The following is a 25,761-nucleotide window of genomic DNA, read 5'->3' on the forward strand; positions in this document are numbered from 1 at the left end:
CCCGCGCCCGTTTGCGCCCCCCCCCCCGGGCGGGTCGGCGCGAACCCCCCCCGGGGCCACTCGAGTGTCCCCGCGGCCGCGCCCGGCCCGGGGACAGCAGATTCCGTGTTGCCTGCCGTCGCTGATTCCTCCGACAGCAGCGTCGACGCCGACGGCGTGGTGACCTCGATCGGTGCCGATGCCGAGGGTGAACTCGACGTCGACATCGCTTCGAGTTCCGCTGTGCAGGAAGCTGATAACGAGGCTTCCGAGGTCGCAGCATCGACCGATGTCGTCGCGGGCGATGGTTCGAATGCTGAGCTCGGCGACGCGGACTCCGTTGTTGTGCAAGCGGATACCGACCAGCCTGATGCGGATATCGCCGGATCGCCCGATCCGGCTGTGTCGCAAACACTCCGACCGGAAGCAACTGATCCGGTTCTGTCCGACGCCGAAGTCACTACCTCGGCCGACGATTCCGAAGCTCCTTCGGTTGAGGTGGAGGCCGCCGCCGACGGAATCGGCCCTGCTGATGCGCCGACCGATCCCCCCGCTGGACGCTTGGACGTTGACCTCGACTCCGCGGACAGCTTGCAGACGTCGTCGACTACAGACGCGAATCTTGTAGTTGAAGCATCCACGAACCCTGTTGCACAGCAAGCTGAATCGGTGGCCGAGGCAACTGCAGGATCGTTGCTCGTCGAGGAAGCCGGTTCGCCCCGGCCGGTGGAGTCCGCCGCACCGCGCCCTGTGCTGCTGGTGATCGCCGACTCGCTCGCCTATTACGGTCCCAAGGGTGGGCTTCCCGCTGACGATCCGCGGATCTGGCCGAATATGGTCGCCGCGGAGCTGGATTGGGATGTCGAGCTGATCGCGCGGATCGGCTGGACCTGTCGCGATGCGTATTGGGCACTGATCGGTGACCCTCGGGTGTGGGCCGCGGTGCCGCGCGCCGGGGCGGTCGTGTTCGCCGTCGGCGGCATGGACACCCTGCCGTCCCCGCTGCCCACCGCGCTGCGGGAGATGATCCGCTACATCCGTCCGCCGCGGTTGCGCCGTGGCGTGCGCGCCTCGTACAACTGGTTGCAGCCGAAGCTGTCGAAACTCGGCCGCCCGGTTGCCCTTCCGCCGAAGGTGAGCGTGGACTACCTGGAGCAGTCGCGTACCGCGCTGAACCATCTGCGTCCGGAGCTGCCCGTTGTGGCGGTGCTGCCGTCGGTGCACAAGTGCGACGCCTACGGGCGGGTGCACCGGGGCAGGGCGCGGGCGGTCAAGGCCCTGCAGGCGTGGTCCGGTCGCACCTCGGTGCCGCTCGTCGACCTCGGTGAGGCCGTGCGTGACGACATCGAGTCGGGGTCCGCGAACCCGGATGGCATCCACTGGGGCTGGGCTGGGCACGCGGCGGTGGCGACGGCGATGACCAAGGCGCTGCAGGAGGTCCGGTAGTCCGTGGCCGTTGTGGTGGTCACCGATTCGGCGGCGGGGTTGTCCGCCGATCTCGTCGCCGAGCTCGGTATCGAAGTGGTGCCGTTGCATGTGCTCGTCGGTGAGCGCCAGATCCGGGAGGGCGTCGACCCGATCGAGATCGACTACACGGCGGACTCGGTCACCACCTCGGCCGCTTCGCCCGGCGAACTGCGCGAAGCCTACGAACGCGCGTTGAGCCACAGCGATGGTGACGGGGTTGTCGCGGTGCACCTGTCGCGCCGCTTGTCGGCGACCTGGGAATCGGGTCGCCAGGCGGTGCTCGACATGGGCGCCGAAGACCGTGTGCGCGTTGTCGATTCGCTCGGCGCCGGTCTGGCCACCGGTCTGCCGGTGCTGGCCGCCGCGCGTAGGGCAGCGGCCGGTGAGTCGCTGGACGAGGTGTACGAGTGCGCGGTGTCGGCCGCGACCCGTTCTCGCACGTTCATCCTGGTCAACCGCACCGAGCAACTCCGCAAGGGCGGCAGGCTGAGCAGTGCCGCCGCGTTCTTCGGTAGCGAACTGGTGACGAAGCCACTGCTGCAGCTGGTAGAGGGCAAGCTCGAAATGCGCGAGAAGGTCCGAACCAGATCGCGCGCCTACGCCAAGCTGGTTGCCGCCGCGGTCGAGGCGGCCGCGTCCGACGGCGCGGCCCTCGGTATCCAGCACCTCGGTGCACCCGAGGCCGCCGAGAACATCGCGACGCAACTGCGTGAGCAGCTGCCGGAGGTTCGGGAACTGTATGTCGCCGAGTTCGGTCCCGCGCTCGGCGTGCACCTCGGCGTCGGCGCACTCGGCGTAGCGGTGTTGCCGGGCGGATGCGTCTGAGCGGTGCCGGTTCAGAATCCCGCTGAGGCCAAACCGCGCGGTGGCGATGATCCGGTGCCTACCGTGGTTGTCATGACCGGCAATACTTCTCCACCGACTGATCTTTCGCCGCGGGTACTCGTGGTCGGGTGGGACGATCCGGATGCCGAGATGCTGCGCGCGGAGATGTCGGCGGAGGTCGGTCCCCGCTACGCGTACCTCGAGCTCACCCAGCGCGGTCCGTCGCCGATCTCGGTCGACAGCGCGGCCGTGCACCAGACGTTCGTCGCGTACGCGGGTGCGGAGCCTGTCGGGCATGCCGCGTTGCGCTGGAACGCCGGTGACCTCGAACTCAAGCGAATGTTCGTCCGCCCCGCCTACCGCGGCACCGGAACCGCGACCGCGCTGCTGCAAGCGGCCGAAGCATCCGTCCGCGCGGCAGGCCGATCGCGGATCATCCTGCAAACCGGGCATCTGCAGCCAGACGCCGTGCGGTTCTACGAGCGCAGCGGCTATCACCGGATTCCGCTGTTCGCCCCCTATCACGTCCTGCCGCTGTCGAACTGTTTCGCGAGGAACCTGCACTGAAGTGGTGATCGGGTGGGGATCTACGATTCCCCGATGACCGGATACGACGACTTCGACCACCTCGACGCCGCGAACCTGCCTCCTCGCAGGCAACACATCCTCGCCGTGATCAGGGATTCGGTGCTCGCCCACGGCTACGCGCCGAGCACCCGGGAGATTGCCGACGCGGTGGGTTTGCGCTCCACATCCACGGTCTCCCAACACCTGAAGGCGTTGGAGGAGGACGGTTTCCTGCGCCGCGCCGCCACCATGGCCCGTCCCATCGACGTGCGCCTGTTCCTGCGCGGCGGACCCGCCGCCGATTCCGACGCCTCGGTGTCGGTGCCCGTCGTCGGCGACATCGCCGCGGGTACCCCGATCCTGGCCGAGCACAACCCCGACGACGTCATGACCCTGCCGCGTGAACTGGTCGGCCGCGGTGAGGTTTTCGGTCTGCGGGTGCGCGGTGACTCGATGATCGACGCCGCGATCTGCGACGGCGACCTCGTCGTGGTCCGCAGTCAGCGCGAAGCCAACTCCGGCGATATCGTCGCCGCCATGATCGGCGAGGAAGCCACGGTCAAGGTGTACCGCCGCCGCAACGGCCACGTCCAACTCGAACCACGCAACCCCGCCTACTCCGTGATCGACGGTGACGAAGCGGTCATCCTCGGCCGCGTCGTGTCGGTGATGCGCCGGATCTGAGGTCGCTACGCCGGGCCGAACCAGTCCAGCGACTGGCCGTGCGGCCCGGCGAAAGCCAACGGCTCGTCGTCGAGAGCGAGCACCAGCCGAGCCGCCGCCGACTCGCGCGCCGGCAACCGATCGACGAGCGAGGCGAGCACCCCGGGACCCTCCTGCGAAACCCAGTGGCAGGGTAGCTCCCCGCACCGTCGCCCGGAAGTCCGCCCGTGCCTGCGGCGAGAGATAGCTGAGCACAGCGCTGTGGAACACCACCGCCGTGCTGCCGTGCGGTGCTCCGTGTACCAACTCGGTGATCTGCTCGTTCAGGTCGCCGGCCACGATGGTCGGAGGATCCGCGGCGGCGATCGAGCAGGCCGCGCGCAGTCGAGCCAGCCGCTCGTCCTGACCCGGCCAGACGAGGGCAGACAGCCACTGCTGGTCGTCCTTGTCGCCGGCATCGAGTGGGTTCAGATCCACTCCTGCCCGATGGACGACTCGGGGGAGCTGGTCCGGGATCGGCACCGGACCGGTTGTCTTGCAGGTCAACACAACCGGTGACGGACCCTCGGACGGATCCAACGAGGCTGCGTCGTACCGATAGCTGAAACGGTCCGGGTACAGACACAATCCGGCCGAGGCGCCGACCTCGATGAGTGACAGCGGTCCGGGTAGCCGGGCCAGCACCGGCAGTAAGGTCGCCGCCCGGCCCGCCTCGTTCGTCTGCGTCCGCCGGGTCAGTGCCGTGGCCGAGATCGCAGGCCAGTTCTCGCGTAGCTGTTCGCTGAACTCGCTGTAGGGAACCGCGATCGCACCGTTCACTCGCGCGGCAGCCAGGATCAGGTTGGGTTGCTGCTTGTCCGTGGGCAATTGGGCGATCAGCGCCAGCACCGCCGGGTCCGTGCTGATATCCAGTGCTCGCCGGTGATAGAGCGGGGAATTGTCGCGCGCTTCGCGGAGTGCGAAGTCGCGGAATCGTTGTGCGAGTTCCATACGTACCTGAGTACTTCGAATCGGCCATGAGCGCACGGTATCCACTCGGGCAGGCGGGATTCTGTGCGTGCGGGCCGCTGAGGGTGAGTTATCCACAGGCTCGGAGTTATCCACAGGTTTCCTTCCGGCCCTGGTCGGTGGGGGTTGCCCTGGTCGGCGTCGGCATAGCGTCGCTGCCATGTCACGACACGAAGAGCACGAGCGGGTACGGCAGCGGCTGGGTGGTCTTGCGGTTCGCGAGCGAGTACGACCGAGCAGTCAGCCGTTGCACGAGTCCGCGACGGTTGATTCGCGCGATGGGGACGACGCAGGGCGTTGGGACGAAGACGAACTCGCACCGTCGTCCGGGTCGGCGGGAGCGGTCGGGACACCCGGGTGGCTCGACGACGGTGCTTCGAGAGGGCGAAATCGGCTGGTGCCCGAGCGCTTTCGTGAAGCACGGCTGGATTCCGGCCGTCGTGGTGCCGTGGTTCTCGGCCTGGTCGGGGTCATCGCCGTGGTGTTGACCGGGGTGATGGTGCTGCGCGATCAGCCCGTGGCGCGGGCGGTGCCGCCGGTGTCGGTACTCCGGGCGGAGAGCATCGCGGTGCCAGCCGATCCGACCGCTGTAGTTGCCGCAGTGTCGGGCCAAGGACCGAGTGCGAGCGCTGAGGTTGTTGTCAGCGTGGTCGGTTTGGTCGAGCGGGCTGGGCTGCACCGACTGCCGGGCGGCTCTCGGATCGCCGATGCACTCGAGAAAGCCGGCGGCACCCGAGAAGGCGCTGATCTGGCAGGCCTGAACCTTGCCCAACGCCTTTCCGACGGTGACCAGGTCGTCGTCGGCGCAACCGATCCCCAGGCCGGACAACCCCGCCTCGGCAGCATCATGATCGGTGCGGGCCGCGCACCCTCAGCTGCGCCGAACATCGCAGGTCCGAGCGCGGCAGGGTCGAGCACGGTGGGTTCTGATACCGCAGGCTCCAGCTCCGGCGGTGGTGCGGGCGGCACATCCCGCGTCGATCTGAACACCGCGACCGAAGCCGAATTGGACGCACTACCTGGAGTTGGCCCGGTCACCGCCAAAGCGATCCTCACGTGGCGCTCGACCAACGGCCGCTTCACCGATGTCGCTCAACTCGGCGAGGTCGACGGCATCGGCCCTGCCCGTTTGGCCCGACTGCGCGACCTGGTGAAAACATGATGCCTTCGGCATGTCGTGGCAGACCCCACGAAACCTGTTGCACCGCAGACGATGAACGCAGGATGGTCGCTGTCGCGGCGGAGGTGACCGCATGACCTGCCCGGCGTGGCCATGCGTGAGGCAGGGAAGTCGGCGCACCACAGACCAATCCACGAGAGCGCTGGATGACCGTGCGCCGGGGCTGGGCGACATCAGGCCGGTATGTGCGGTCGGGCTCGGCGAAAGGCAGTGCGCTGCGGACATGACCGCGGGGAATTCGGACAGCGGCACGTCCAGACGTGACGACGTGGCCGGCGGATGAGAGCGGCGCTGGGCGAGAAAGCGGTACCGGAGGAGCGGCGAGCATCGAGGGCCTTGCCGCATGTGAAGGCTGGGAAGCTTCGATGGACGCGGGTAGCGAGGTTCGGGCACACAGGGGGAAGACCGGAGCGGGATCGGCGGATGGGCGAGGGGCCGCAGCGGGAGGCAGGCGAAGCTGGCGCCGAGCAGCAGGTGCTCGATATGCGGCTGGTGCCTGCGGCGCTCGGGTGTTGGGTGGCAACGATCGTCGCGGTGACCCTGGGATGGGTTGCGGGATCGGTGTTGGCGATCGGTGCCGTGGTGGTGGCGATCGGGCTGTGGGTGGTGCTGCTGTGGGCGATGGCGCATCGGCGGGAGCGGTGGCGGGTTGTCGCGGTTACCGGGTTGGCGACGATGTTGCTCGGGGCAGGCTTCGGGGCCGCGGGTGCTTGGCAGGAGCATCATGTCCAGTCGCATCCCCTGCGGGAGTCGTTCGGTCGATCGGTGAACGTGTTCGCGGTCGTCACCGACGATGCGAAGCCGCTGCGCGCCGGTGGGTTCGGTGGTGAGCGGCGGTGGATTGTTCGCGCAGGTCTGCGCGAGTTCGGTCAGGGCCCGGAGTGGACGCAGGCGGGCGGTTCGATCGTGTTGCTCGCGCAGGGTAGCGAATGGGCCGAGTTGTCGCCTGGCCAGCTGGTGCGGTTCCGGGCCGAGGTCAGCGAGCCGAACCGCGCGGATCTGACTGTTGCCACGCTGCACGTCACCGATGCGCCGGAGCGGATCGGCGAGCCACCGTGGTGGCAACGGCTCGCGGCGAGCGTCCGAACGGATCTGGTTAACGCATCCGCTATGGCACTGCCACCCGCCGCGGCGGGGTTGCTGCCCGCACTCGTTGTCGGCGATACCGTCGCGCTGTCCGAAGAGGTGCGCGACGCGTTCGAAGTTGCCGGGCTGCAGCACCTTTGTGTTGTCAGCGGGGCCAACTTCACGATTCTGTTGACAGCGCTGCTGGCACTCACCCGACTGCTCACAGCAGGCCCGCGGACCAGTGCTGCTGCGGCGGCGGGGGTCGTCGCACTGTTCGTCGTCATCGCGCGTCCAGACCCGAGTGTGCTGCGCGCGGCGGCGATGGGCTCGGTGACAGTGCTGGCCCTGCTCACCGGACGACGCAGGCAGGCGCTACCGGCGCTGTGCGCGGCAGTGATCGGATTGCTCGCCGTCGCACCGCAATTGGCGGTGAGCGCGGGATTCGCACTGTCTGTGCTCGCGACGGCGGGACTGATCTTGCTGGCGCCCAGCTGGGCGGACTGGTTGCGAGCGCGCGGATGGTGGCGCGCACCCGCGGAGATCGTCGCGGTGTCGGCGGCCGCGTTCGTCGTCACGTTGCCGCTGATGGTCGCCCTGTCGGGGAAGGTGAGCCTGGTGGCGATCGTGGCGAATGCGCTCGTCGCGCCGGTGGTGGGGCTGATCACAGTGATCGGTGCGGTGGGCGCGGTCGTGGCGTGCATGTGGGTTGATGGTGCGGTGCGGGTGCTCTGGTGTGCCCGCCCACCGATGTGGTGGTTGCTCGGCGTCGCCGATCGCGCTGCCGCGGTGCCGGGCGCCATGGTGACGGTGCCGGGAGGCGCGGTCGGGGGAGCGGTCGCGGCAGTGGTCGTCGTTGCCGTCGTGGCGGCCTTGCGTTGGCAGCACACCCGCAGATACCTCGCCGTCACAGCGTTGGCTGTGTCGATAGTGCTGCTCCCGGTGCGCTTCTTACAACCGGGTTGGCCGCCACCGGGTTGGGTGCTCGCGATGTGCGACGTAGGCCAGGGCGATGGTTTGGCCTTGTCGGTTGCTCCTGGTGCCGCGGTCGTCATAGACGTCGGTCCCGACCCTCGCCCGATGCGTGCCTGCCTGGACCGCCTGAGAATCACCCACATCCCCCTGCTCGTCCTCTCCCACCCCCACGCCGACCACATCAACGGCCTCACAGGCGCGCTCCGCGGCCGCATCGTCGACGCGATAGCCACTGCCCCAGGCGAACTCCGCCCAGCTATCGCCCACACCTGTGCCGTCGCAAGCCGAACCCACGAGTCGGTCTCGGTGCCGACACCACCGAACCTCGCGGTGGCAACCGGAACTCCTTCGCACTCGGCGACACCGGCCACGCCATGGGAACTGGAGCCGACGGCAGTCTCACATCCGGTGGAGCGAGCGTCGGCTGTGGGCGCTGATCCGCGGCCGAGGACGGGAGGTGATCAGGTCGTGTGCCCGAGTGGGACCCCCGGGGAAAGGTTGGCTACGGGCGAAACCCGGTCAACGGACCACGGTGTTGCCCAGCAGGAATCGCATGGCCATAGTGACGACACCGGTGGAGTCGAGCGGGTGGCGGAACTCGCCGGCGCGGCCGGTATTCCGCTGATGGAACTCCACGCGGGGCATGAAATGACCTTCGGGACAGTCGGATTACGTGTGCTCGCCCCGAGTCGGGAGGTGCCGACATCATTGGCGGCCGATGAGGCCAACGATCGGTCGCTGGTGATGCGGGCTCGTACTCCGGCCGGGACGATCCTGTTCACCGGTGACATCGAGGCACAGGCGCAGGGGCGGCTGCTGCGCGAAGGCGATGTCCGGGCGGACATTCTCAAGGTGCCGCATCACGGATCTCGCACCACCACACCCGAATTCCTGCGTGCCGTCGGTCCGCGCCTGGCATTGGTCAGTGCCGGGTCGGGCAACACCTTCGGGCATCCGCACCCCACGGTGACCACCGCCTTGGCCGCGCTCGGCACATCCGTGGCCCGGACCGACCTCGCTGGTGATGTCGTGGTCGTGGGTACCGCCGCTGACCTACGGACTGTCACCTCCCGTCGACGCGCACCACGGACCCGTGACTCGATAGCGAGGGCACGGTCGCAGGGTAGGGCGCCGGGTGTGGCGCGTGTCCCGGTTGTCGGTGGGCGTACGTAGGATCGGCTGGTGAGCGAACGCCCTGCCTCGGTACATCTGGTCCTCGGAGACGAGGAACTGCTGGTCGAACGCGCGGTTGCGAAGGTGACCGCGCAGGTGCGGGCCTGTGCGCCCGATCCGGATTCGGTGCCCGTCGATCGATTGCGCGCCGGTGACGCGAGCACTGCCGAGCTGGCCGAGTTGCTCAGTCCGTCGCTGTTCGCCGAAGACCGGGTGATCGTGCTCGAGTCGGCGGCGGAAGCAGGCAAGGACGCGGTCGCGGTGATCACCGAGGCCGCGGCCGATCCGCCCGACGGTGTGGTGCTGATGGTGCTGCATTCGGGCGGTGGGCGGGCCAAGGCGCTGGCACCCGCGCTGCAGAAGAAGGGCGCGACCGTCCACGAGTGCACCAAGCTCAACAAGGGCGCCGAGCGGGTGGAGTTCGTACGGGGCGAATTCCGGTCCCTCGGGGTCAAGGTGCCGACCGAAGTCGTTCAGGTCCTGCTCGAATCCGTCGGGTCGGAACTGCGCGAATTGGCCGCCGCCTGTTCACAATTGGTGTCCGATACCGGTGGCAAGGTCGACGCGAACGCGGTCCGTCGCTACTACTCCGGCCGAGCCGAGGTCACCGGCTTCGACGTTGCCGACCTCGCCGTCGCCGGCGACCGCCCCGGCGCGATGGAGGCACTGCGCTGGGCCACCGACCGCGGTGTTCCACACGTCCTGCTGGCCGACGCCCTCGCCGACTCCGTCCATACCATCGCCAAAGTCGGTTCGGCAGGCCGCGGCGATCCGTTCGCCCTCGCCCAGAAACTGGGCATGCCCCCCTGGAAGATCAAGAAAGCCCAGGCCCAAGCCCGTGGCTGGAACCCCACCACCATCGGCACCGCCCTACAGGTAGTCGCCACGCTCAACGCCGATGTCAAGGGCGGCGCCGCCGACGCCACCTACGCCGTGGAACACGCCCTCGCCCGCATCCTGGACCTTCGCGCCACCGGCTGAACCGACCTCGGTACCCGTCCCCACTGATCAGGCGCGCCGCACCGCCATCCAATCGGGATCGAATCGCGATGTCTGTTCGCTGTCGCGGCTGGCACAGTTGATCATGAGATGGTTGAGTCGAGTGGTAGCCGGGATGGAAAAGGCGGGCGCGGTCGACGCGGTCGGGGCTCGGCGGGGGAAACAGCGCGGCAGGTGGTGAAGATTGTCGCGGCGGTGTTGTCGGCCGCGGTGGTGATGGTGACGGCGTACGGGTGGTCGACGGCGGGGAGTTTCGATGCGGGGTTCTTGCGGTCGCGCGCGATCGGTGACGACGCACCGCATTCACTCGGGGGCGATCTCAATATCTTGCTGATCGGGTTGGACACCCGGCGCGATCAGAACGGCAACGAACTACCGGCCGAGGTCCTCGACCAACTGCACGCGGGCGACGGTGACGAAGGCGGATACAACGCCAATACCCTGATCCTGGTGCACATTCCGGCCGCGATGAACAAGATCGTCGCGGTGTCGATTCCTCGTGACGACTACGTGCCGGTCACCGGCATCCCGGGCTACACCCACGCCAAGATCAAGGAGGCGTACGGGTTGAAGAAGGCCGCCGTGCAGGACCAGCTGATCGCGCGGGGCATCACCGACAAGCGGAAGCTGGAACAGGCGGGCAGGGAGGCGGGGCGGGCCTCGACCGTGGCCGCGGTCCGGGATCTGACGGGGGTACCGATCGACAGGTTCGCCGAGGTCACCCTGGCGGGCTTCTACGATCTGGCCGCCGCGCTGGGTGGGGTGGAAGTCTGCTTGAACAAGCCGGTGAAGGACTCCGAGTTCTCCGGCGCCGATTTTCCCGCGGGCCGCCAGCAGCTCGATCCGGCACAGGCGCTGGCCTTCGTCCGGCAACGGCACGGGCTGGAGAACGGCGACTTGGACCGCACCCACCGTCAGCAGGCGTTCCTGACCTCGGTGGCCCGACAGCTACGTAGCGCGGGCACGTTCACCGACCCGGGCAAGCTCTCGGCGCTGATGGATGTGGCGCACCGCAATATCGTGCTGTCGGACGGCTGGAACATGACCGAATTCGTCCGCACTCTCGGTACCGCCGACGATCCGCAGGTCGAGTTCCGCACCCTGCCGGTGCTGCGCTACGACGTGATCAACGGCCAGGACGTGAACATCGTCGACCGGTCCGCGATCCGCCGCGAGATCGCCGCGGCCTTCGGGATGCCGGTGCCGACCGCCACCACGACCGAGCGCACTGGACAACGCACGGAACCGCCGGCCGCCTGGTCGTCGGAGTCGACCGCGGGCGCTTGGCGGACCAGCACGACCACATCCGAGCCGAAGACTCCTGACGCGGGCACGCCGGTCCGCAGCGACATCACCTCGGGGCAGGTGCCCTGCGTGAATTGAACTACTCGTGAATTGAGCTACTCGCCGGCGACGACGAGCGAGACGTCCACATCCTCGTCGTCGTCGAGGTCGTCGTAGCGTCCCTCCCACTCGTCGTAGAGGGGAACCTCGTCCTCACGGGTGACAATCCACGCGGCGCCGTAACCACCGTCCTCGTCGGGCACCATCACATTTTCGACTTTGAGACCGATACCCAGGATCTCCGCCGCGCGGATCACCTCGGCCAGGTCGTCGCCTCGTACCACCGTCTGATTCGCGTACACCGTCAACATGGCGCGAATGGTAGCCGGTGGAAGGGAACGACAAAAGCCGCCGTGGTCATCGAGGCCACGGCGGCTGCGTCTTGCGAAGGTGTCTTGCGATGTTTCAGCCTACAGCGAGCACCAGGCTCGCCGACGATCAGATCTTGTTCAGAGCCAGCGCGAGCGCGGACTTCTTGTTGGCCGCCTGGTTGGCGTGGATGACGCCCTTGGACGCGGCCTTGTCGAGCTTGCGGCTCGCGAACTGCAGCTGCTCAGCAGCCTTTTCCTTGTCACCGCTGGAGGCAGCTTCACGGAAGTTGCGGATCGCGGTGCGCAGCGCGGACTTGACCGACTGGTTGCGCTTGCGCGCTTCCTCGTTGGTACGGATCCGCTTCATCTGGGACTTGATGTTGGCCACGCCTGTATCCTCTGGTTTCCTGTCGCTGGGTGGTATTCCTTGAAAGCTCGTCGGGCGCGCGCCCACGATGCAGCAGATGGTGCTGAACTACGGGTAACACCGCGCCGAAGATCGAGGTTACCAGCTCGGCACCCCCCGGCGAAATCGGCCCTCGATCCACCGGATCGGGGAGACGGCGCCGATTTCACCCGTTTCAGGTGATGCAAAGAATTTACCTGTGTCACACACGACGCTGCTCCCGGGTGATGCACAGTTTTTGTCATGACCTCCACCACTGCGCCGGGTACGGCTCGATCTGCATCACCGGCGATGGTGAGAACGAACGGACATCCGGCAGCCACGCACACCGGATTGTTCGAGGGGTACGGCCCCGGCCGCTTCGCCGACGCGTTCGACGAGATGTTCGACGGGTCGGGAAAAGTGCGGGCGCCCTACAAGGGTATCCATGCCGCGATGGCGGCCAATGACGTCGATGACCTGGCCAAACGATCGGACGCACTGGACCGCGCGTTCATCGACCAGGGCATCACCTTCTCCCTCTCCGGTCAGGAGCGGCCCTTCCCGCTGGATCTGGTGCCACGGGTGATCGCCGCCGCGGAGTGGGCCAAGCTCGAACGCGGGATCAAACAGCGGGTCACCGCGATGGAGCTGTTCCTGGCCGACGTCTACGGCGAACAGAACATTCTGCGTGATCAGGTGATCCCCAAGCGGCTGGTCACCTCGTGCGAACACTTTCATCGCGAGGCCGCCGGGCTGGTACCGCCCAACGGTGTACGCATCCACGTCTCCGGCATCGACCTGGTCCGCGACGAAAAAGGCGACTTCCGGGTGCTGGAGGACAATCTGCGCTCGCCGTCGGGAGTGTCCTATGTGATGGAGAACCGGCGCACGATGGCCAGGGTCTTCCCCGATCTGTTCTCCTCGCACCGGGTGCGCGCGGTGGGCGACTATCCGGGCCACCTGCTGCGCGCGCTGCGGGCCTCGGCGGCGCCCAACGAGGTCGACCCGACCGTGGTGGTGCTCACGCCGGGCGTGCACAACTCCGCCTACTTCGAGCATTCCCTGCTGGCCAGGCAGATGGGCGTCGAACTGGTGGAGGGTCGCGACCTGTTCTGCCGCGACAACGTCGTCTACATGCGGACGACGGCGGGTGAGCGTCAGGTGGACGTGATCTACCGGCGCATCGACGACACCTTCCTCGACCCGATGCACTTCCGCCCCGACTCCGTGCTCGGCGTCGCCGGGGTGCTCAACGCCGCTCGCGCGGGCAATGTGGTGATCTCGAGCGCCGTCGGCAACGGCGTCGGCGACGACAAGCTCATCTACACCTACGTGCCCAAGATCATCGAGTACTACCTCGGCGAGAAGCCGATCCTGCCCAATGTCGACACCTTCCGCTGCTGGCTCGACGACGAACGGGAGGAAGTGCTCGATCGGGTCGGCGAACTGGTGGTCAAGCCGGTCGAGGGTTCCGGTGGCTACGGCATCGTGATCGGGCCCGACGCCTCACCGCGCGAGCTGGAGGCGATCAAGCGCAAGATCAAGGCCGACCCGCGTGGCTGGATCGCCCAGCCGGTGGTGCAGCTCTCGACGGTGCCCACCAAGATCGGTGACGATCTCGCGCCCCGCCATGTGGATCTGCGCCCGTTCGCGGTCAACGACGGCGACGACATCTGGGTGCTGCCCGGCGGTCTCACCCGGGTCGCGTTGCCGGAGGGCTCGCTGGTGGTGAACTCCAGCCAGGGCGGCGGCAGCAAGGACACCTGGGTGCTGGCCGGGCGCTCGGGGACCGAAGACCGGGAACTGGCCGGACCCGAACTCGTCAGTGAACCGCCGCAAGCGGATTCGTTCGAACTCGGTCGCGAACTCAGCACGCCGCAGGCCAACCAGCAACAGCAGCAACAACAGCAGACACAGCGGCTGATCGGGGAATAGAGACATGCTTGCTCGAAACGCCGAATCCCTCTACTGGATCGGCCGATACGTCGAGCGCGCCGACGACACAGCGCGCATCCTTGACGTGGCAGTGCACCAACTGCTCGAAGACGCCACCGTCGACGCGGACCGCACCTCCCGCGTGCTGTTGAAGGTGCTCGGGATCGAACCGCCCGAGGGCCTGCGCCTCGACGTGTGGTCGGTCACCGATCTCGTCGCCTACAGCCACGACCACGGCGTCTCGATCAGTGACTCCATCACCAAGGCCCGCGAGAATGCCCGCGGCGCACGCGAAGTCACCTCGAGCGAGATGTGGGAGTGCCTCAATGCCACCTACAACGGCATGGCCGCGGCCGAGCGGGCGGCACGTGGCCTCGGCCCGCACGAGTTCTTCTCCTACATCAAGGGGCGGGCGGCGATGTTCACCGGACTGACCGACTCGACCCTGAGTCGCGACGACGGCTACCGCTTCCTGCTGCTCGGCCGCTCCATCGAACGCGTCGACATGATGGTGCGGCTGCTGCTCTCGCGTGCCGGTGACAAGACCTCCTCGCCCGCCTGGGTGACGGTGCTGCGCTCGGCGGGCGCGCACGACACCTACCTGCGCACCCATCGCGGTGCCCTCGACGCCGCCAGGGTCGCCGAGTTCATCCTGATCGACCGCCTGTTCCCGCGGTCGGTGTTCCACACGCTGCGGGTCGCCGAGGCCTGCCTGACCGAGCTCGATCAGCGACCCGGCAGCCGCGTCGGCGCGCGGCACGAGGCGCAACGGGTGCTCGGACGCGCACGCAGCGAACTCGAATTCCTGCCGCCGGGAGTGTTGTTGGAAGATCTGCAGAGCCGCCTGCTCGCTCTGCAGAAATCGTGCCGTGAGCTCAGTGAAGCCGTGTCACGCCAGTACTTTCACGCCGCCCCGTGGGTGGCGTGGACCGACGTGCGCAGCAAGCAGGACAGCCGCGTGCAGGTAGAGGGAGAGCTATGAGTTGGCGGATCAGGGTGGTGCACACCACCGGTTATGTCTACGACGCGCCCGTGACGCGATCGTTCAACGAGGCCAGGCTCACCCCGCGCGCCGACAGCAGACAGAACGTGATCCTCAATCGCGTCGAAACCGTGCCCGCCACAAGGGCTTATCGCTACACCGACTACTGGGGTACCGCGGTCACGGCTTTCGATCTGCACGCACCGCACACCGAACTCGAGGTGACCGGGTCCTCGGTCGTGGAGACCGAACCGTTCGCCGAACCGGCCGAGGAACTGAGTTGGGACGAGCTGCAGGGCGGGCGTGTCATCGACCGGTTCGACGAGATGCTCAGCCCCACTGCCTATGTGCCGCGCGATCGCAAGCTGGCGACCGTGGCGCGCCAGCTCTCGCGCGGTGAGGAGCCGGCCAAGGCGGTGGTGCGCGCGGCCGAGTGGGTGCACAAGGAAATGGACTACATCGCGGGCACCACCTCGGTGCACACCTCGGCGTTGCAGGCCTTCGCCGAGCGCCGTGGCGTGTGCCAGGACTACGCCCACCTGACACTGGTGTTGTTGCGCAGCATGGGAATTCCCAGTCGCTACGTGTCCGGCTACCTGCATCCGAAGCCGGGCGCGGAGATCGGCGAGACGGTGGCGGGCCAGTCGCACGCGTGGATCGAGGCGTGGACCGGCCAGTGGTGGGGATATGACCCGACCAACAATCTCGCCGTCAACGAACAGCACGTATCGGTCGGTGTCGGACGTGACTACGCTGACGTGCCGCCGTTGAAAGGTGTGTTCTCCGGCGGCGGCTCGACAGACCTGGAGGTCGTTGTGGAGGTCACCCGCCTCGCGTAATGTCCGAGAGGCTCGTGCGGACCCCGCTCGCCGCGGGGATGATTCCTCCCGGAGAGGTGGCAGCCGATGTCTCCCACTGCACAGGAACTCGTCGAAATCGAAGTAGTCCCCGAGCCGAAGAAGTGGGCGGCGGAGGGGCTCGGCACTTTCATCCTCGTGATGTGTGGCGTCGGCACGATGGTGCTGGCGGGCGATCGGGTAGGCGCGCTCGGCGTCGCCTTCGCCTTCGGGCTGTCGCTGATGTTTCTGGTCTACGCGATCGGGCCGATCTCGGGCTGCCATGTCAATCCGGCTGTCACGCTCGGGCACATGTTGCTCGGGCGGATCAGTGCGATCGGCGCGGTCGGCTATGTGATCGCCCAGCTGGTCGGCGCGTTCCTCGCCGGACTGGTGCTGTTCGCGCTGGCCAACAATCTGCCCGCCTACGACCGCCCGGTCGACGGCCTCGGCGCCAACGGCTGGGGTGCGCACAGCCCGTCGGCGGTGACGGGGCCCCTCGGTGAGGTCGTGGTGCAGAACGGGTACGGCTTGGCGGCCACCATCATCATCGAGGTGATGCTCACCGCGCTGCTGGTGTTCGTGGTGCTCGCCTCGACCGATCAGATCTCCGACGTGCCGCTGGCCGGGCTCTCGATCGGCGTCACTCTCACGGTGATCTACCTGGTGTCGCTGCCGATCGACAACACCTCGGTGAACCCGGCGCGCAGCCTTGGCGTCGCGCCGTATCAGGACGGTGCGATGGCGCAGGTGTGGGCGTTCATCGTGTTCCCGCTGATCGGCGGGGCGCTGGGGGCACTGCTCTACGGCCTGATCTTCGGCCGGTCCAAGGACGTGCACTCCTAGCTACGAACCATCGAACCCCGATCCGGTGTCCCCGGGTCGGGGTTCGATTGTCGTTCAGCTCCAGCTGTATTCGGCGACCAGGCGGTGCGCGACCAAGTCGAAGGTCTTGCGCTCGACGATGGCGCCCTCGCGCCGGATGCCGTCCTCCGGCACGTCGAGCACCCGGTCCAGCCGCACCCAGCTCGGCCTGCCGTCGTGATCCCACGGCCCGGTGCCGATCCCGACCCAGTTGCGGTCGTGGGCGCGGTCGGCTTTGGACGACAGCATCAGTCCGAGCAGGGTCTTGCGGTCGCGTCCCACCACCAATACCGGCCGGTCCTTGCCATTGGTCGGGTCTTCTTCGAACGGCACCCAGGTCCAGACGATTTCGCCGGGGTCGGCGCGCCCGTCGAGTTGCGGGCAGTAGACGATCTGGCGGGCGCGATGAGCCGTCGGCACGGGTGTCGAGGCCGTCGGGCGCACCGCGACGGCGGGTCCGGGCTTGGTCGCCAGTGCGTCCACCAGTTTCTCGAGCAGTCGCGGCCCCTGCTTGCGCACGATCTTGGGCCCCTGCTCCTTGGCGATGACGCCGAGCTGCTTGCCGAGACTGTTCCAACTGCTGGCCATCTGTGAAATATAACGCCGACTCGCACTTCGGTGCACCGGTGACAGGGGTGGGGCAGGGTGAAATGGGTCGTCTACTTGCGGTCGGGTGCACCGGTGGCACGGGTGGGCCTGGGTGCATGGGACGATGGGCGCAGTTCGCCGATACCCCTCGAGGAGTGGAGTGGCTTCCAGTTTTGCCGATACGACGTTCACCGATCCGTCCCGGATCCGGAACTTCTGCATCATCGCCCACATCGACCATGGCAAATCGACCCTGGCCGATCGGATGTTGCAGCTGACCGGTGTGGTCGAGGAGCGGGCCATGCGCGCCCAGTACCTGGACAGGATGGACATCGAGCGCGAGCGCGGCATCACGATCAAGGCGCAGAACGTGCGGTTGCCGTGGCCGGTCGACGGCACCGAGTACGTGTTGCACATGATCGATACTCCGGGCCACGTCGACTTCACCTATGAGGTCTCCCGCGCGCTCGAGGCCTGTGAGGGTGCGATCCTGCTGGTCGATGCCGCGCAGGGCATCGAGGCGCAGACCCTCGCGAATCTGTATCTGGCGCTGGAGAAGGATCTGACGATCATTCCCGTGCTGAACAAGATCGACCTGCCCGCCGCCGATCCCGATCGGTATGCGGCCGAGATCGCCCACATCGTCGGCTGCGAGCCGGACGACGTGCTGCGGGTCTCGGGCAAGACCGGTGTCGGCGTGCGAGAACTGCTGGACAAGGTGATCGAGGCCGTTCCCTCTCCTGTCGGCGACGCCGACGCACCCGCTCGCGCGATGATCTTCGACTCGGTCTATGACACCTACCGCGGCGTGGTCACCTACATCCGCGTGGTCGACGGCAAGATCTCCCCGCGCGAGAAGATCAAGATGATGTCGACGGGTGCGACCCACGAGTTGCTCGAGGTCGGCATCGTCTCGCCCGAACCCAAGGCCACCCAGGGGCTCGGCGTCGGCGAGGTCGGCTACCTGATCACCGGCGTGAAGGACGTGCGCCAGTCGAAGGTCGGCGATACCGTCACCAGCGCCCGCAACGGCGCTGCCGAGGCGCTCACCGGCTACCGCGAGCCGCGCCCGATGGTGTACTCGGGTCTGTACCCGGTCGACGGATCCGACTACCCGGATCTGCGCGACGCACTGGACAAGCTGCAGCTCAACGATGCCGCGCTCACCTACGAGCCGGAAACCTCGGTGGCGCTCGGCTTCGGTTTCCGCTGTGGCTTCCTCGGTCTGCTGCACATGGAGATCACCCGCGAACGGTTGCAGCGCGAGTTCGATCTGGAGCTCATCTCGACCGCGCCCAACGTGGTGTACCGGGTCGAGATGGAAGACGGCACCGAGCATGTCGTCACCAACCCGTCGTACTGGCCAGAGGGCAAGTCGCGGCACGTGTACGAACCCATCGTGAAGTGCACCGTCATCTCGCCGAGCGAGTTCATCGGCTCGATCATGGAGCTGTGTCAGCAGCGTCGCGGCGAGCTGGGCGGCATGGACTACCTGTCCGAAACCCGTGTCGAGCTGCGCTACACCATGCCGATGGCCGAGATCATCTTCGACTTCTTCGACCTGCTGAAGTCGCGCACTCGCGGCTACGCCAGCCTCGATTACGAAGAGGCGGGCGAGCAGGAAGCCGATCTGGTGAAGGTCGACATCCTGCTGCAGGGCGAGGCCGTCGACGCGTTCAGCGCGATCGTGCACCGCGACGCCGCGCAGGCCTACGGCCACAAGATGACGACCAAGCTGCGCGAGCTGATCCCGCGTCAGCAGTTCGAGGTGCCGATCCAGGCCGCGATCGGCGCGAAGATCATTGCCCGCGAGAACATTCGGGCGATCCGCAAGGACGTGCTCGCCAAGTGCTACGGCGGCGATATCAGCCGTAAGCGCAAGCTCCTCGAAAAGCAGAAGGAGGGCAAGAAGCGCATGAAGACCATCGGTCGCGTGGAGGTCCCCCAGGAAGCCTTCGTGGCGGCACTGTCCTCGGATTCGGACAAGCCGAAGAAGTAGGGCAAGCCCCGGAACGACAGCTCAGGCGCCGGTGCTCACCGGCGCCTGAGCTATTTCCACCCGCAGACGGACGCCGCCCAGTGGGCTCCGGTCGAGTTCGGCTGTGCCGGAATGCAATTCGGCCTGCTGGCGGACCAGTGCGAGGCCGAGACCGGAGCCGGGGGAGCCCGGTCGTTTGGCGAATCGGTCGAAAGCGGTGGGGGACAGGTGGTCCGGAATGCCCGCGCCGTTGTCGTCGATGGTGATCTCGGTGCCGGTGCCGGTGGCCCGCGCGGCGACGATGACCTCGGTGGCATGCCCGTGCAGGACCGCGTTGGCGACGGCGTTGGTCACGATCAGCATGATCCCGCCGGGCAACCCGTGTACCGGGACCGGGTCGCACGCGGTGAGCGTGATGTCGACGCCGGGATTCGCGCGGCGCGCGTTCTGCACCGCGCGATCGAGGGTTTCGCACAGTTCGAACGGTTCGAACGCGCCCTGATCCGTCAGCTCGCCCACGGCGAGACGTTCCAGATCGGTGAGGGTGCGCTCGATCTGGCCCTCGGCGGCCAGCACGTCGGCCAGGACGGCGCCGCGCTGGTCGGCGGGCAATTCGGTGCCCGCGAGCACCTGGAGGTCGGTGCGCATGGCGGTGAGCGGGGTCCGTAGTTCGTGGGCGCAGACGGCGGCGAAGTCGCGGGCACTGGCCAGCGCCTGCCGTGTCTCGCCGTGCGCGGTCTCGAGACGCGCCAGCATCCGGTTGATCGCGTCGGAGAGTTCTTCGGCTTCCTTGGCGCCACGTCCCGACAGCGGTGGCAACTCGTCGAGTGTGTCGATTTCGTGGGTGGCGGTGGCCAGCCTGCGCAGGGGTCTGGCGGCGAATCCGGCCAGTACCCAACCCAATACGGCGGCGACGATCACCCCGGCCACCCCGATGGCGAGTCCGATCAGCTGGCTGCGGGTGATGGCGGCATCGACCAGTTCGCGATCGGGGTCGAGCCGGACCACCAGCCCCGGCGCGCCCTGCACCTGCGCCAGTGACTCGTTCGCGGGTACGCCGGGGACCACGATCGTGTGCTCACGAGGGATGGGCGGTGCGAGGACCGGAGGCCCTGGTATCGCAGGAGCCCCGGGATCCCCGTCGAACCGCTGCGCGACCTGCACCCGCATGCTGGACACGGTCTGATCGAGCTGGCTGGTACCCGCCACCTTCAGCAGCGCGCCATAGGTCAGGCCGAGGGTGACCGCCACGATCGCGGCGACCACGGCCGATACCAGCGCCACCCGGACCCGCAGCGACCACGAGGCCTTCACGGCTGATCCCGCAGCACGAACCCGACCCCGCGGACGGTGTGCACCACCCGTGCGACACCGTCGGCCTCCAGCTTGCGTCGCAGATACGAGACGAACACATCGACCACATTGGTGTCGGTGCTGAAGTCGTAACCCCAGACGGCAGACAGGATCTGCTCACGCCCGAGCACGACCCCGGCATTGCGGGCCAGCATGGCCAGCAGCTCGAATTCCCGTTTGGTGAGGTCGACCGGCGCCGAACCGGCGTGCACCCGATGCCCGGTCAGATCGATCACCACCTGGCCGACCTGGATCGTGTCGGTCGTGGCGACGGCGGTTACCGGCCTGCGCCGCAACAGTGCGCGCAGCCGCGCGACCAACTCGCCCAGATCGAACGGTTTGGTCAGGTAGTCGTCGGCGCCGCGCTCGAGCGCCGCGATCCGGTCGGTGACCGCGCTGCGCGCGCTGAGTACGCAGATGGGGATGTCGTTGCCCATCGCGCGCAGCGCGGTGACCACGCCGACACCGTCGAGTTCCGGCATGTTCACATCGAGCACCATGGCGTCGGGTGCGGCCGAACCCACCAGGGAGAGTGCACGGGCGCCGTCGGGTGCGGTGATCACCTCGAAGCCCGAGAGCTCGAGGCCGCGCCGCAGCGACGCGAGCACGCGGACCTCGTCGTCGACGACCAAGATCTGCTGTCCCGTCATGCACTCACCCTAGTGTTTTCCCTTGTTCGCGCTGGTCAGAACGGTCGTGCGGGTTCGGCGTCGGCAGAACCGGTTGCCGGTGCAGGGACGACGTCGGCGAAGCCGCCGGGCGCGGGGACGATGGTGTGCTCACGGTCGGGGTGGATCCGCTGGCATTCCACCGGACCGTCCATCGGCGGAGCGGGGTGGCCTGGGGCCGCGCGTTCGATGCGGATCTGACCGGATTCCTCGCTCGGTCGGCCGGGAACGGTGTGCTCGAAGTGGACACGCGGCCCGGTGGCCAGCGGGGGCGGTCCGGGAACGTCGGGGCCGCCCGGCGCGGTGCAGATGATCGTGGTTGCCCGGCCGTCGTCGGGACGCTCGCCCGGAGCGGCGGAGGCGACGCCGGTGACAGTGGCGGTGATCACGGCGGCGCCGCCGAGTACGGCGGCGGCCTTGACGCGATTGCGGGTGGAGAGTGCGGTCATGATCGGGCTCCTGACTATGCGTTTCACCGACCTCCTCGGCCGGCGAGCCCCGACGTTATGGCGCCGATCTTCACGCTCCGTTGAGCAATCGTTAGAGTTCTCTTCGGATCGTGCGCGCCCCTGATTCCCCGGGCTCGCCGAAAGATGTTGCTCGCCATAAGGTGAGTACCAACCGGCCTGGACGAAATGACAGGTCGAAGTCCGGGAAATAGTGTTGGATGGGCCTCACTTCGCCGCTGTTTGTGGTGGGGAACCACAGCGATGCGATGTTGGAGCTTTGATGACGCGTGATCTGCCTTTCGATGACGGTGCCGCGCGCGCAGACGGGTCGGAGGGGTCGGACACGGCCTACCGGATCGCCAACGGCGTAGCCCGGGTGGCCAGGGCAGGCGCCTATGTCACCGGTGGCGCGTTGGTCGCGGCCAACGGGACCGCGCGCGAGCCGGGCACCAGCAATGCCGACAGCCGGTACGCGGGCTGGTCGCAGCAGACCGTGCCCACCGATCCGAGCCCGGACGCGCCGAGCCCCATCGTGACCTTCCCCGACTTGGCTGTCGAGCCCCCGCCTGCCCCCGTGGTGCCGCACGCGCCGATCTTCGCGCCGCCGAAGGCCGAGGCCTCGATGGTCGCCGTGCCGGACGAATCCGGCTGGCGCCCAGAGATTCCGGGCTCCGATGGTGATCGCGAATTCCGGATCCCCGGCAGCGACGAGCCGTCCAGCGGTATCGGCATTCCGGACTACGGGCACACACCGGCAGGCCCCGGCTACGGCAACAGCCCCTTCCCGCTACCCGGCACCACCCCGGACCCCGGCTTCGACCTCCCCGGTTTCGAAGGTCTGCCCGGCCAGGGCAACCTCCCCGGCTTCGAACTACCGGGCACCGGCAACGGCCTGCCCGGTTTCGACGGTCTGCCGGGCGGTGGCATCGGCATCCCGGGCTACGACGGCTTGCCCGGACAGGGTTTCGGCATCCCCGGCTATGACAACGTCGGCATGCCCAGTGGCGATCCGGCCGGCTCCCACGGCGCATTCGACGGTATCGGCGGCATGTTCGACGGCGTCGGCGCGATGGTGACCACCGACTGGCAGGTCGACGTCCACGTCGGGCTCGACGGGATATGGGCCACCTCGCAGATGAAGGTCGACGTGCAGGTCGGCCAGGTCGGCGATCAGCTCGACGACTACGGCCAGTGGCTCGGTGACGGACTGAAGGTTCCCGGTGACCCGGCAGCCACCTCGCCGACCGGGTCGGGCCTGGGTACCTCCTCGTCCGGTGGCACCGGCCTCGGCAACTCCTCGTCGGGTGCTCCCGGCCTGCCCGGATCGTCGTCCTCGGGCGTGGGTCTGCCGGGTGCGCCGGGCCCGGCTCCTGCCATCGCCGCGCCGGCGCCGCCTGCCGTCGCGGCTCCCGCGCCCGCGCCGGTCGCCGCGACGCCGTTCGCTCCGGCTCCCGCACCCGCCCCGGCGCCGATCGCCCCCGTGCCCGCGCCGATCGCCCCCGCCGCACCCGCGCCGGTCGCTGTCAACCCCGTGGTCAGCACGCCGTTGCAGACCACCATCCAGCCCGACGTCGCGACCACCCCGATCGCGAATGTGCTCGGCCACCAGGGCGTTTCGCCGCTGACCGCGCCCGCGGCCTCGGTGCCCGCCCTGTTCACCCCGCCCACACCGACGAAACCCGCTGTGTTGCCCGATGTTTCCGGTGGCAGCAACACCCCGACGACGGTGCCGGTGACCGTTCCGTCCAAGGTCCCGACCGTCGACGTCGACACCCCGACGACGGTGAAGCTGCCCGTCCCCACGGCCACGGTCCCGACCGCGCCCGATGACACCAAGGTGCCGATCACGGTGTCGCCGACCGGTCCGGTCAAGCCGACCGTCCCCGACGACGACTTCACCACCAAGCCGGGCACCACCACCGGCGGCGTGACGACACCCTCCACCGGCGGGAGCACCCCGACCGTCGACGTGCCGAGTCAGACCGCTCCCCACACGACCGCGCCGGTGCCCACCCAGCAGCCGACCGCTCCGACGAAGCAACCGACCATCGACCAGCCGACCAAGCAGCCGACCGTCGACATCGATCCGCCGACCGTGGTCACCCCGCCGCCGGTGGTCACCGTGCAGCCGACCGTCGTGCCGGTGAAACCCCCGGTCATCGAGACCAAGCCGATCGCCGCCGAGTTCGACCAGCACCACGGCGGTTACCATGGCGTTTCGGCCGGACTGTTCGATTCGGGTGTGGGTGGCGGAGATTTGCTCGCTACCGCGTTTCCCATCGAGCACCATGGGTATGACTTCGTGGTCTGAAACACGACGATTTCGGCCGTGTTCGATGCGACGAGAGTGAGGAACAGTTGTCTGCCGCAGCCGGACTGCAGACCGCGACGGTGAAGCATCCGGATGTGATGGCTCCCGTTGTCGCGCTGGTCGACGAACTGCGGGAACTGGTCCGCTCGGGCGGCCGCAACGACCTCGACGCCCGTCTCGGGATGGTGCGGGCCAGGCTCAGCGATCCACGGGTCCGGATCGTCGTCGTCGGTGAACCGCAGGCGGGGATGAGCACGCTGGTGAACAGCATGGTCGGGTCCCCGGTCAGCGCCACCGAGGGCAAGCCGAGCGTTCCGGTGATCGTCGAATACGGCCAGGCGCCGAAGGCGACGCTGGTGAAATCGGTGCCGGGTGGCCAGGTCGAACGGGTGCCCGTCGATCCGCTGAACCCCCTTCCCGCCCTGACCACCCTCGGCGTGCTGCGCGCCGAGTTCGCCGAGCCGAGCGCGCTGCTGGCCGACGGTCTCGTCGTGATGGACGCGCCCGGCTCGACCGCCCACGAGGCGGCCGCCTGGTCGATGATCGCCGCCGCCGACGTGGTCCTCTACGCCACGGATTCCGCCGCCGAACTCACCGAGGCCCAGCTGGACTACCTGCGCCGGGTCGAGCAGGTGTGCCCGTCGGTGGTGTGCGTGCTCACCAAGATCGACCGCAACCCGCACTGGTCACTGACCCAGCGGCGCAATCGCACGCTGCTCGACGGTGCCGGGCTGAACTTCGCGGTGGCTCCTGTCTCGGGTCTGCTGCACAGGGAGGCCACCGAGCGCGGCGACCAGCAGCGCGACGCCGAGTCGGGGGTGCCCCAGCTCATCGATCACCTGCACGAATATGTTGTCGCCCAGGCCGATTCGGTGGCGGTGGCCGCCGCGGTGCGCGATATCGCGCTGATCACCGACCAGCTCACCGTCACCCTGCGGGCCGAGTCGGACACGCTGCGCGACCCGCGCAGGCGCGCCGAGATCACCCAGCGCCTGGCGGCCGCGCGCACCACCGCCGATCAGCTGCGCCAGCGCACCGCCACCTGGCAGGTCACCCTCGTCGACGGTAGTTCCGAGCTCAGCGCCGATATCGAACACGATCTGCGGCACCGGTTACGCAGCCTGGTCCGGGAGGCCGAGGCCGAGATCACCCGCACCGATCCCGCCCGCAAGTGGGCCGATTTCGCCTCCGAACTCGACGCCAGGATCTGTGAGGCTGTCGAAGAGAACTTCGTGATGGCGCACTACCGTGCCGTCGAGCTCACCGAGCAGGTGGCCTCGAAGTTCCCGCCCGACAACCGAACCCCGCCACTGCCCGAACTGCGACTGACCAACCCCGGCGAGGTCCTGGAACCGGTACAGCCGCTGGAACCCCTCGAAAGCGCCAAAGCCGGTGTGGGACAACAGCTGCTCACCGCGCTGCGCGGTTCCTACGGTGGCATCCTGATGGTCGGTCTCGCCACCAGCCTGCTCGGCATGTCGCTGGTCAACTGGTACTCCGCGGGCGCGGGTGTGCTGCTCGGCGTGAACGCGCTCTGGGACGACCGCAAGAACCGCAAGCAGCGCAGGCAGGCCGAGGCCAAGGTGGCCGTCGCCCGGCTGGCCGATGACGTGATCTTCCAGGTGGGCAAGGAATCACGCAACCGCCTGCGCGCACTGCAACGAGTGCTGCGCGACCACTACACCGAGATCGCCGCCGAAGTGGGCCGCACCGCCGACGAGGCACTGCGCGCCGCCGAGGAAACCGGCCTGCGCTACGGCGACCACCGCGAACTGCGCATCACCGAGATCGACGCCGGCCTGCGCACAGTGGCCGGGCTACGAGCCCGCGCCGAACGTCTCACCTACTGAACA

Annotated in this window: 22 protein-coding genes and 1 pseudogene; 15 read left to right on the top strand and 8 right to left on the bottom strand. The window is 68.0% G+C overall.

Annotation, left to right across the window (positions count from 1 at the left end; all coding sequences use genetic code 11):
* Positions 1–105: 105 nt before the first annotated feature.
* From octT to lexA, 4 genes are all read left to right on the top strand, one after another.
* A complete protein-coding gene (gene octT / locus ACFWPX_RS13015; protein WP_378927591.1) occupies positions 106–1,425 on the top strand; it encodes a diglucosylglycerate octanoyltransferase in 1,320 nt (439 codons plus the stop codon).
* A 3-nt stretch (positions 1,426–1,428) separates the two neighbouring features.
* A complete protein-coding gene (locus ACFWPX_RS13020; protein WP_378927592.1) occupies positions 1,429–2,271 on the top strand; it encodes a DegV family protein in 843 nt (280 codons plus the stop codon).
* Positions 2,272–2,343: 72 nt separating this feature from the next.
* Positions 2,344–2,838: a GNAT family N-acetyltransferase gene (locus tag ACFWPX_RS13025; protein WP_378927593.1), complete on the top strand. Its 495-nt coding sequence runs from the start codon at positions 2,344–2,346 to the stop codon at positions 2,836–2,838.
* Between the two features lie 33 nt (positions 2,839–2,871).
* Complete coding sequence (lexA, locus tag ACFWPX_RS13030) at positions 2,872–3,522, top strand: transcriptional repressor LexA (protein WP_378927594.1); 651 nt, start codon at positions 2,872–2,874, stop codon at positions 3,520–3,522.
* Between the two features lie 5 nt (positions 3,523–3,527).
* On the opposite strand, the gene ACFWPX_RS13035 is transcribed toward lexA, so the two are convergent.
* Both ACFWPX_RS13035 and ACFWPX_RS13040 read right to left on the bottom strand, forming a co-directional pair.
* A complete protein-coding gene (locus tag ACFWPX_RS13035) occupies positions 3,528–3,662 on the bottom strand; it encodes a hypothetical protein (RefSeq protein WP_378927595.1) in 135 nt (44 codons plus the stop codon).
* A gap of 94 nt (positions 3,663–3,756) precedes the next feature.
* A pseudogene (locus ACFWPX_RS13040) lies at positions 3,757–4,671 on the bottom strand (DUF2332 domain-containing protein); the annotation flags it as partial.
* Here ACFWPX_RS13040 and ACFWPX_RS13045 point away from each other — a divergent pair.
* The 4 genes from ACFWPX_RS13045 to ACFWPX_RS13060 all read left to right on the top strand — a co-directional run bounded on the left by ACFWPX_RS13045 (position 4,670) and on the right by ACFWPX_RS13060 (position 11,284).
* Complete coding sequence (locus ACFWPX_RS13045) at positions 4,670–5,671, top strand: ComEA family DNA-binding protein (protein ID WP_378927596.1); 1,002 nt, start codon at positions 4,670–4,672, stop codon at positions 5,669–5,671. The pseudogene ACFWPX_RS13040 and the gene ACFWPX_RS13045 sit on opposite strands and share 2 nt — an antisense overlap.
* Before the next feature lie 441 nt (positions 5,672–6,112).
* Positions 6,113–8,902, top strand: a complete 2,790-nt coding sequence (locus ACFWPX_RS13050; RefSeq protein ID WP_378927597.1) for a ComEC/Rec2 family competence protein — start codon at positions 6,113–6,115, stop codon at positions 8,900–8,902.
* Positions 8,903–8,911: 9 nt separating this feature from the next.
* A complete protein-coding gene (gene holA, locus ACFWPX_RS13055) occupies positions 8,912–9,883 on the top strand; it encodes a DNA polymerase III subunit delta (RefSeq protein WP_378927598.1) in 972 nt (323 codons plus the stop codon).
* A 192-nt stretch (positions 9,884–10,075) separates the two neighbouring features.
* Positions 10,076–11,284 carry an LCP family protein gene (locus tag ACFWPX_RS13060; protein ID WP_378927599.1) on the top strand — a complete coding sequence of 403 codons (1,209 nt, stop codon included), beginning with the start codon at positions 10,076–10,078 and terminating at the stop codon, positions 11,282–11,284.
* A gap of 17 nt (positions 11,285–11,301) precedes the next feature.
* Here ACFWPX_RS13060 and ACFWPX_RS13065 read toward each other — a convergent pair whose 3' ends face one another.
* Positions 11,302–11,556 carry a hypothetical protein gene (locus ACFWPX_RS13065; RefSeq protein WP_378637424.1) on the bottom strand — a complete coding sequence of 85 codons (255 nt, stop codon included), beginning with the start codon at positions 11,554–11,556 and terminating at the stop codon, positions 11,302–11,304.
* 127 nt (positions 11,557–11,683) lie between these two features.
* Positions 11,684–11,944 (bottom strand): 30S ribosomal protein S20, encoded by a 261-nt coding sequence (gene rpsT, locus ACFWPX_RS13070; RefSeq protein WP_056821462.1) that lies wholly within the window; start codon positions 11,942–11,944, stop codon positions 11,684–11,686.
* A gap of 309 nt (positions 11,945–12,253) precedes the next feature.
* On the opposite strand from rpsT, the gene ACFWPX_RS13075 reads away from it, so the two are divergent.
* The 4 genes from ACFWPX_RS13075 (at position 12,254) to ACFWPX_RS13090 (ending at position 16,543) form a co-directional block, all read left to right on the top strand.
* A complete protein-coding gene (locus tag ACFWPX_RS13075; protein WP_378927817.1) occupies positions 12,254–13,879 on the top strand; it encodes a circularly permuted type 2 ATP-grasp protein in 1,626 nt (541 codons plus the stop codon).
* Positions 13,880–13,883: 4 nt separating this feature from the next.
* Positions 13,884–14,861 carry an alpha-E domain-containing protein gene (locus ACFWPX_RS13080; RefSeq protein WP_101463949.1) on the top strand — a complete coding sequence of 326 codons (978 nt, stop codon included), beginning with the start codon at positions 13,884–13,886 and terminating at the stop codon, positions 14,859–14,861.
* Positions 14,858–15,700: a transglutaminase domain-containing protein gene (locus ACFWPX_RS13085; RefSeq protein ID WP_378918768.1), complete on the top strand. Its 843-nt coding sequence runs from the start codon at positions 14,858–14,860 to the stop codon at positions 15,698–15,700. The genes ACFWPX_RS13080 and ACFWPX_RS13085 overlap by 4 nt, the downstream gene beginning before the upstream one ends.
* A gap of 66 nt (positions 15,701–15,766) precedes the next feature.
* Positions 15,767–16,543 (top strand): aquaporin, encoded by a 777-nt coding sequence (locus tag ACFWPX_RS13090; protein WP_378918770.1) that lies wholly within the window; start codon positions 15,767–15,769, stop codon positions 16,541–16,543.
* A 54-nt stretch (positions 16,544–16,597) separates the two neighbouring features.
* On the opposite strand, the gene ACFWPX_RS13095 is transcribed toward ACFWPX_RS13090, so the two are convergent.
* Positions 16,598–17,149, bottom strand: a complete 552-nt coding sequence (locus ACFWPX_RS13095; RefSeq protein WP_358187042.1) for a type II toxin-antitoxin system PemK/MazF family toxin — start codon at positions 17,147–17,149, stop codon at positions 16,598–16,600.
* Positions 17,150–17,273: 124 nt separating this feature from the next.
* On the opposite strand from ACFWPX_RS13095, the gene lepA reads away from it, so the two are divergent.
* Positions 17,274–19,148 (top strand): translation elongation factor 4, encoded by a 1,875-nt coding sequence (gene lepA, locus ACFWPX_RS13100; protein WP_378918772.1) that lies wholly within the window; start codon positions 17,274–17,276, stop codon positions 19,146–19,148.
* A 21-nt stretch (positions 19,149–19,169) separates the two neighbouring features.
* Here the strand turns inward: lepA and ACFWPX_RS13105 are convergent, their stop codons facing one another.
* From ACFWPX_RS13105 to ACFWPX_RS13115, 3 genes are read right to left on the bottom strand one after another with little or no spacing between them, the layout of a single operon-like run.
* Positions 19,170–20,441 (bottom strand): ATP-binding protein, encoded by a 1,272-nt coding sequence (locus ACFWPX_RS13105; protein WP_378927600.1) that lies wholly within the window; start codon positions 20,439–20,441, stop codon positions 19,170–19,172.
* Entirely contained in the window at positions 20,438–21,130 is a 693-nt protein-coding gene (locus tag ACFWPX_RS13110; RefSeq protein ID WP_378918776.1) for a response regulator transcription factor, read from the bottom strand. Before ACFWPX_RS13110 ends, ACFWPX_RS13105 begins: the two co-directional genes overlap by 4 nt.
* A 35-nt stretch (positions 21,131–21,165) precedes the next feature.
* Complete coding sequence (locus tag ACFWPX_RS13115; RefSeq protein WP_378927601.1) at positions 21,166–21,597, bottom strand: hypothetical protein; 432 nt, start codon at positions 21,595–21,597, stop codon at positions 21,166–21,168.
* Between the two features lie 280 nt (positions 21,598–21,877).
* Here ACFWPX_RS13115 and ACFWPX_RS13120 point away from each other — a divergent pair, with 280 nt between their 5' ends.
* Positions 21,878–23,908: a hypothetical protein gene (locus ACFWPX_RS13120; protein ID WP_378927602.1), complete on the top strand. Its 2,031-nt coding sequence runs from the start codon at positions 21,878–21,880 to the stop codon at positions 23,906–23,908.
* Positions 23,909–23,955: 47 nt separating this feature from the next.
* Entirely contained in the window at positions 23,956–25,758 is a 1,803-nt protein-coding gene (locus ACFWPX_RS13125) for a GTPase (protein WP_378927603.1), read from the top strand.
* Positions 25,759–25,761: the final 3 nt, after the last annotated feature.

This window comes from Nocardia sp. NPDC058518 (assembly GCF_042719655.1).
Lineage (GTDB): Bacteria > Actinomycetota > Actinomycetes > Mycobacteriales > Mycobacteriaceae > Nocardia.

What these genes read in the sequence shown, in the direction of transcription:
- ACFWPX_RS13110 (WP_378918776.1), bottom strand. Translation starts at nt 21,130, where the DNA reads ATGACGGGACAGCAGATCTTGGTCGTCGACGACGAGGTCCGCGTGCTC.
- ACFWPX_RS13095 (WP_358187042.1), bottom strand. Translation starts at nt 17,149, where the DNA reads ATGGCCAGCAGTTGGAACAGTCTCGGCAAGCAGCTCGGCGTCATCGCC.
- ACFWPX_RS13085 (WP_378918768.1), top strand. Translation starts at nt 14,858, where the DNA reads ATGAGTTGGCGGATCAGGGTGGTGCACACCACCGGTTATGTCTACGAC.
- ACFWPX_RS13025 (WP_378927593.1), top strand. Translation starts at nt 2,344, where the DNA reads ATGACCGGCAATACTTCTCCACCGACTGATCTTTCGCCGCGGGTACTC.
- ACFWPX_RS13065 (WP_378637424.1), bottom strand. Translation starts at nt 11,556, where the DNA reads ATGTTGACGGTGTACGCGAATCAGACGGTGGTACGAGGCGACGACCTG.
- ACFWPX_RS13045 (WP_378927596.1), top strand. Translation starts at nt 4,670, where the DNA reads ATGTCACGACACGAAGAGCACGAGCGGGTACGGCAGCGGCTGGGTGGT.
- lexA (WP_378927594.1), top strand. Translation starts at nt 2,872, where the DNA reads ATGACCGGATACGACGACTTCGACCACCTCGACGCCGCGAACCTGCCT.
- ACFWPX_RS13075 (WP_378927817.1), top strand. Translation starts at nt 12,254, where the DNA reads ATGGTGAGAACGAACGGACATCCGGCAGCCACGCACACCGGATTGTTC.
- ACFWPX_RS13115 (WP_378927601.1), bottom strand. Translation starts at nt 21,597, where the DNA reads ATGACCGCACTCTCCACCCGCAATCGCGTCAAGGCCGCCGCCGTACTC.
- lepA (WP_378918772.1), top strand. Translation starts at nt 17,274, where the DNA reads ATGGGCGCAGTTCGCCGATACCCCTCGAGGAGTGGAGTGGCTTCCAGT.
- ACFWPX_RS13090 (WP_378918770.1), top strand. Translation starts at nt 15,767, where the DNA reads ATGTCTCCCACTGCACAGGAACTCGTCGAAATCGAAGTAGTCCCCGAG.
- ACFWPX_RS13050 (WP_378927597.1), top strand. Translation starts at nt 6,113, where the DNA reads ATGGGCGAGGGGCCGCAGCGGGAGGCAGGCGAAGCTGGCGCCGAGCAG.
- ACFWPX_RS13080 (WP_101463949.1), top strand. Translation starts at nt 13,884, where the DNA reads ATGCTTGCTCGAAACGCCGAATCCCTCTACTGGATCGGCCGATACGTC.
- ACFWPX_RS13120 (WP_378927602.1), top strand. Translation starts at nt 21,878, where the DNA reads ATGACGCGTGATCTGCCTTTCGATGACGGTGCCGCGCGCGCAGACGGG.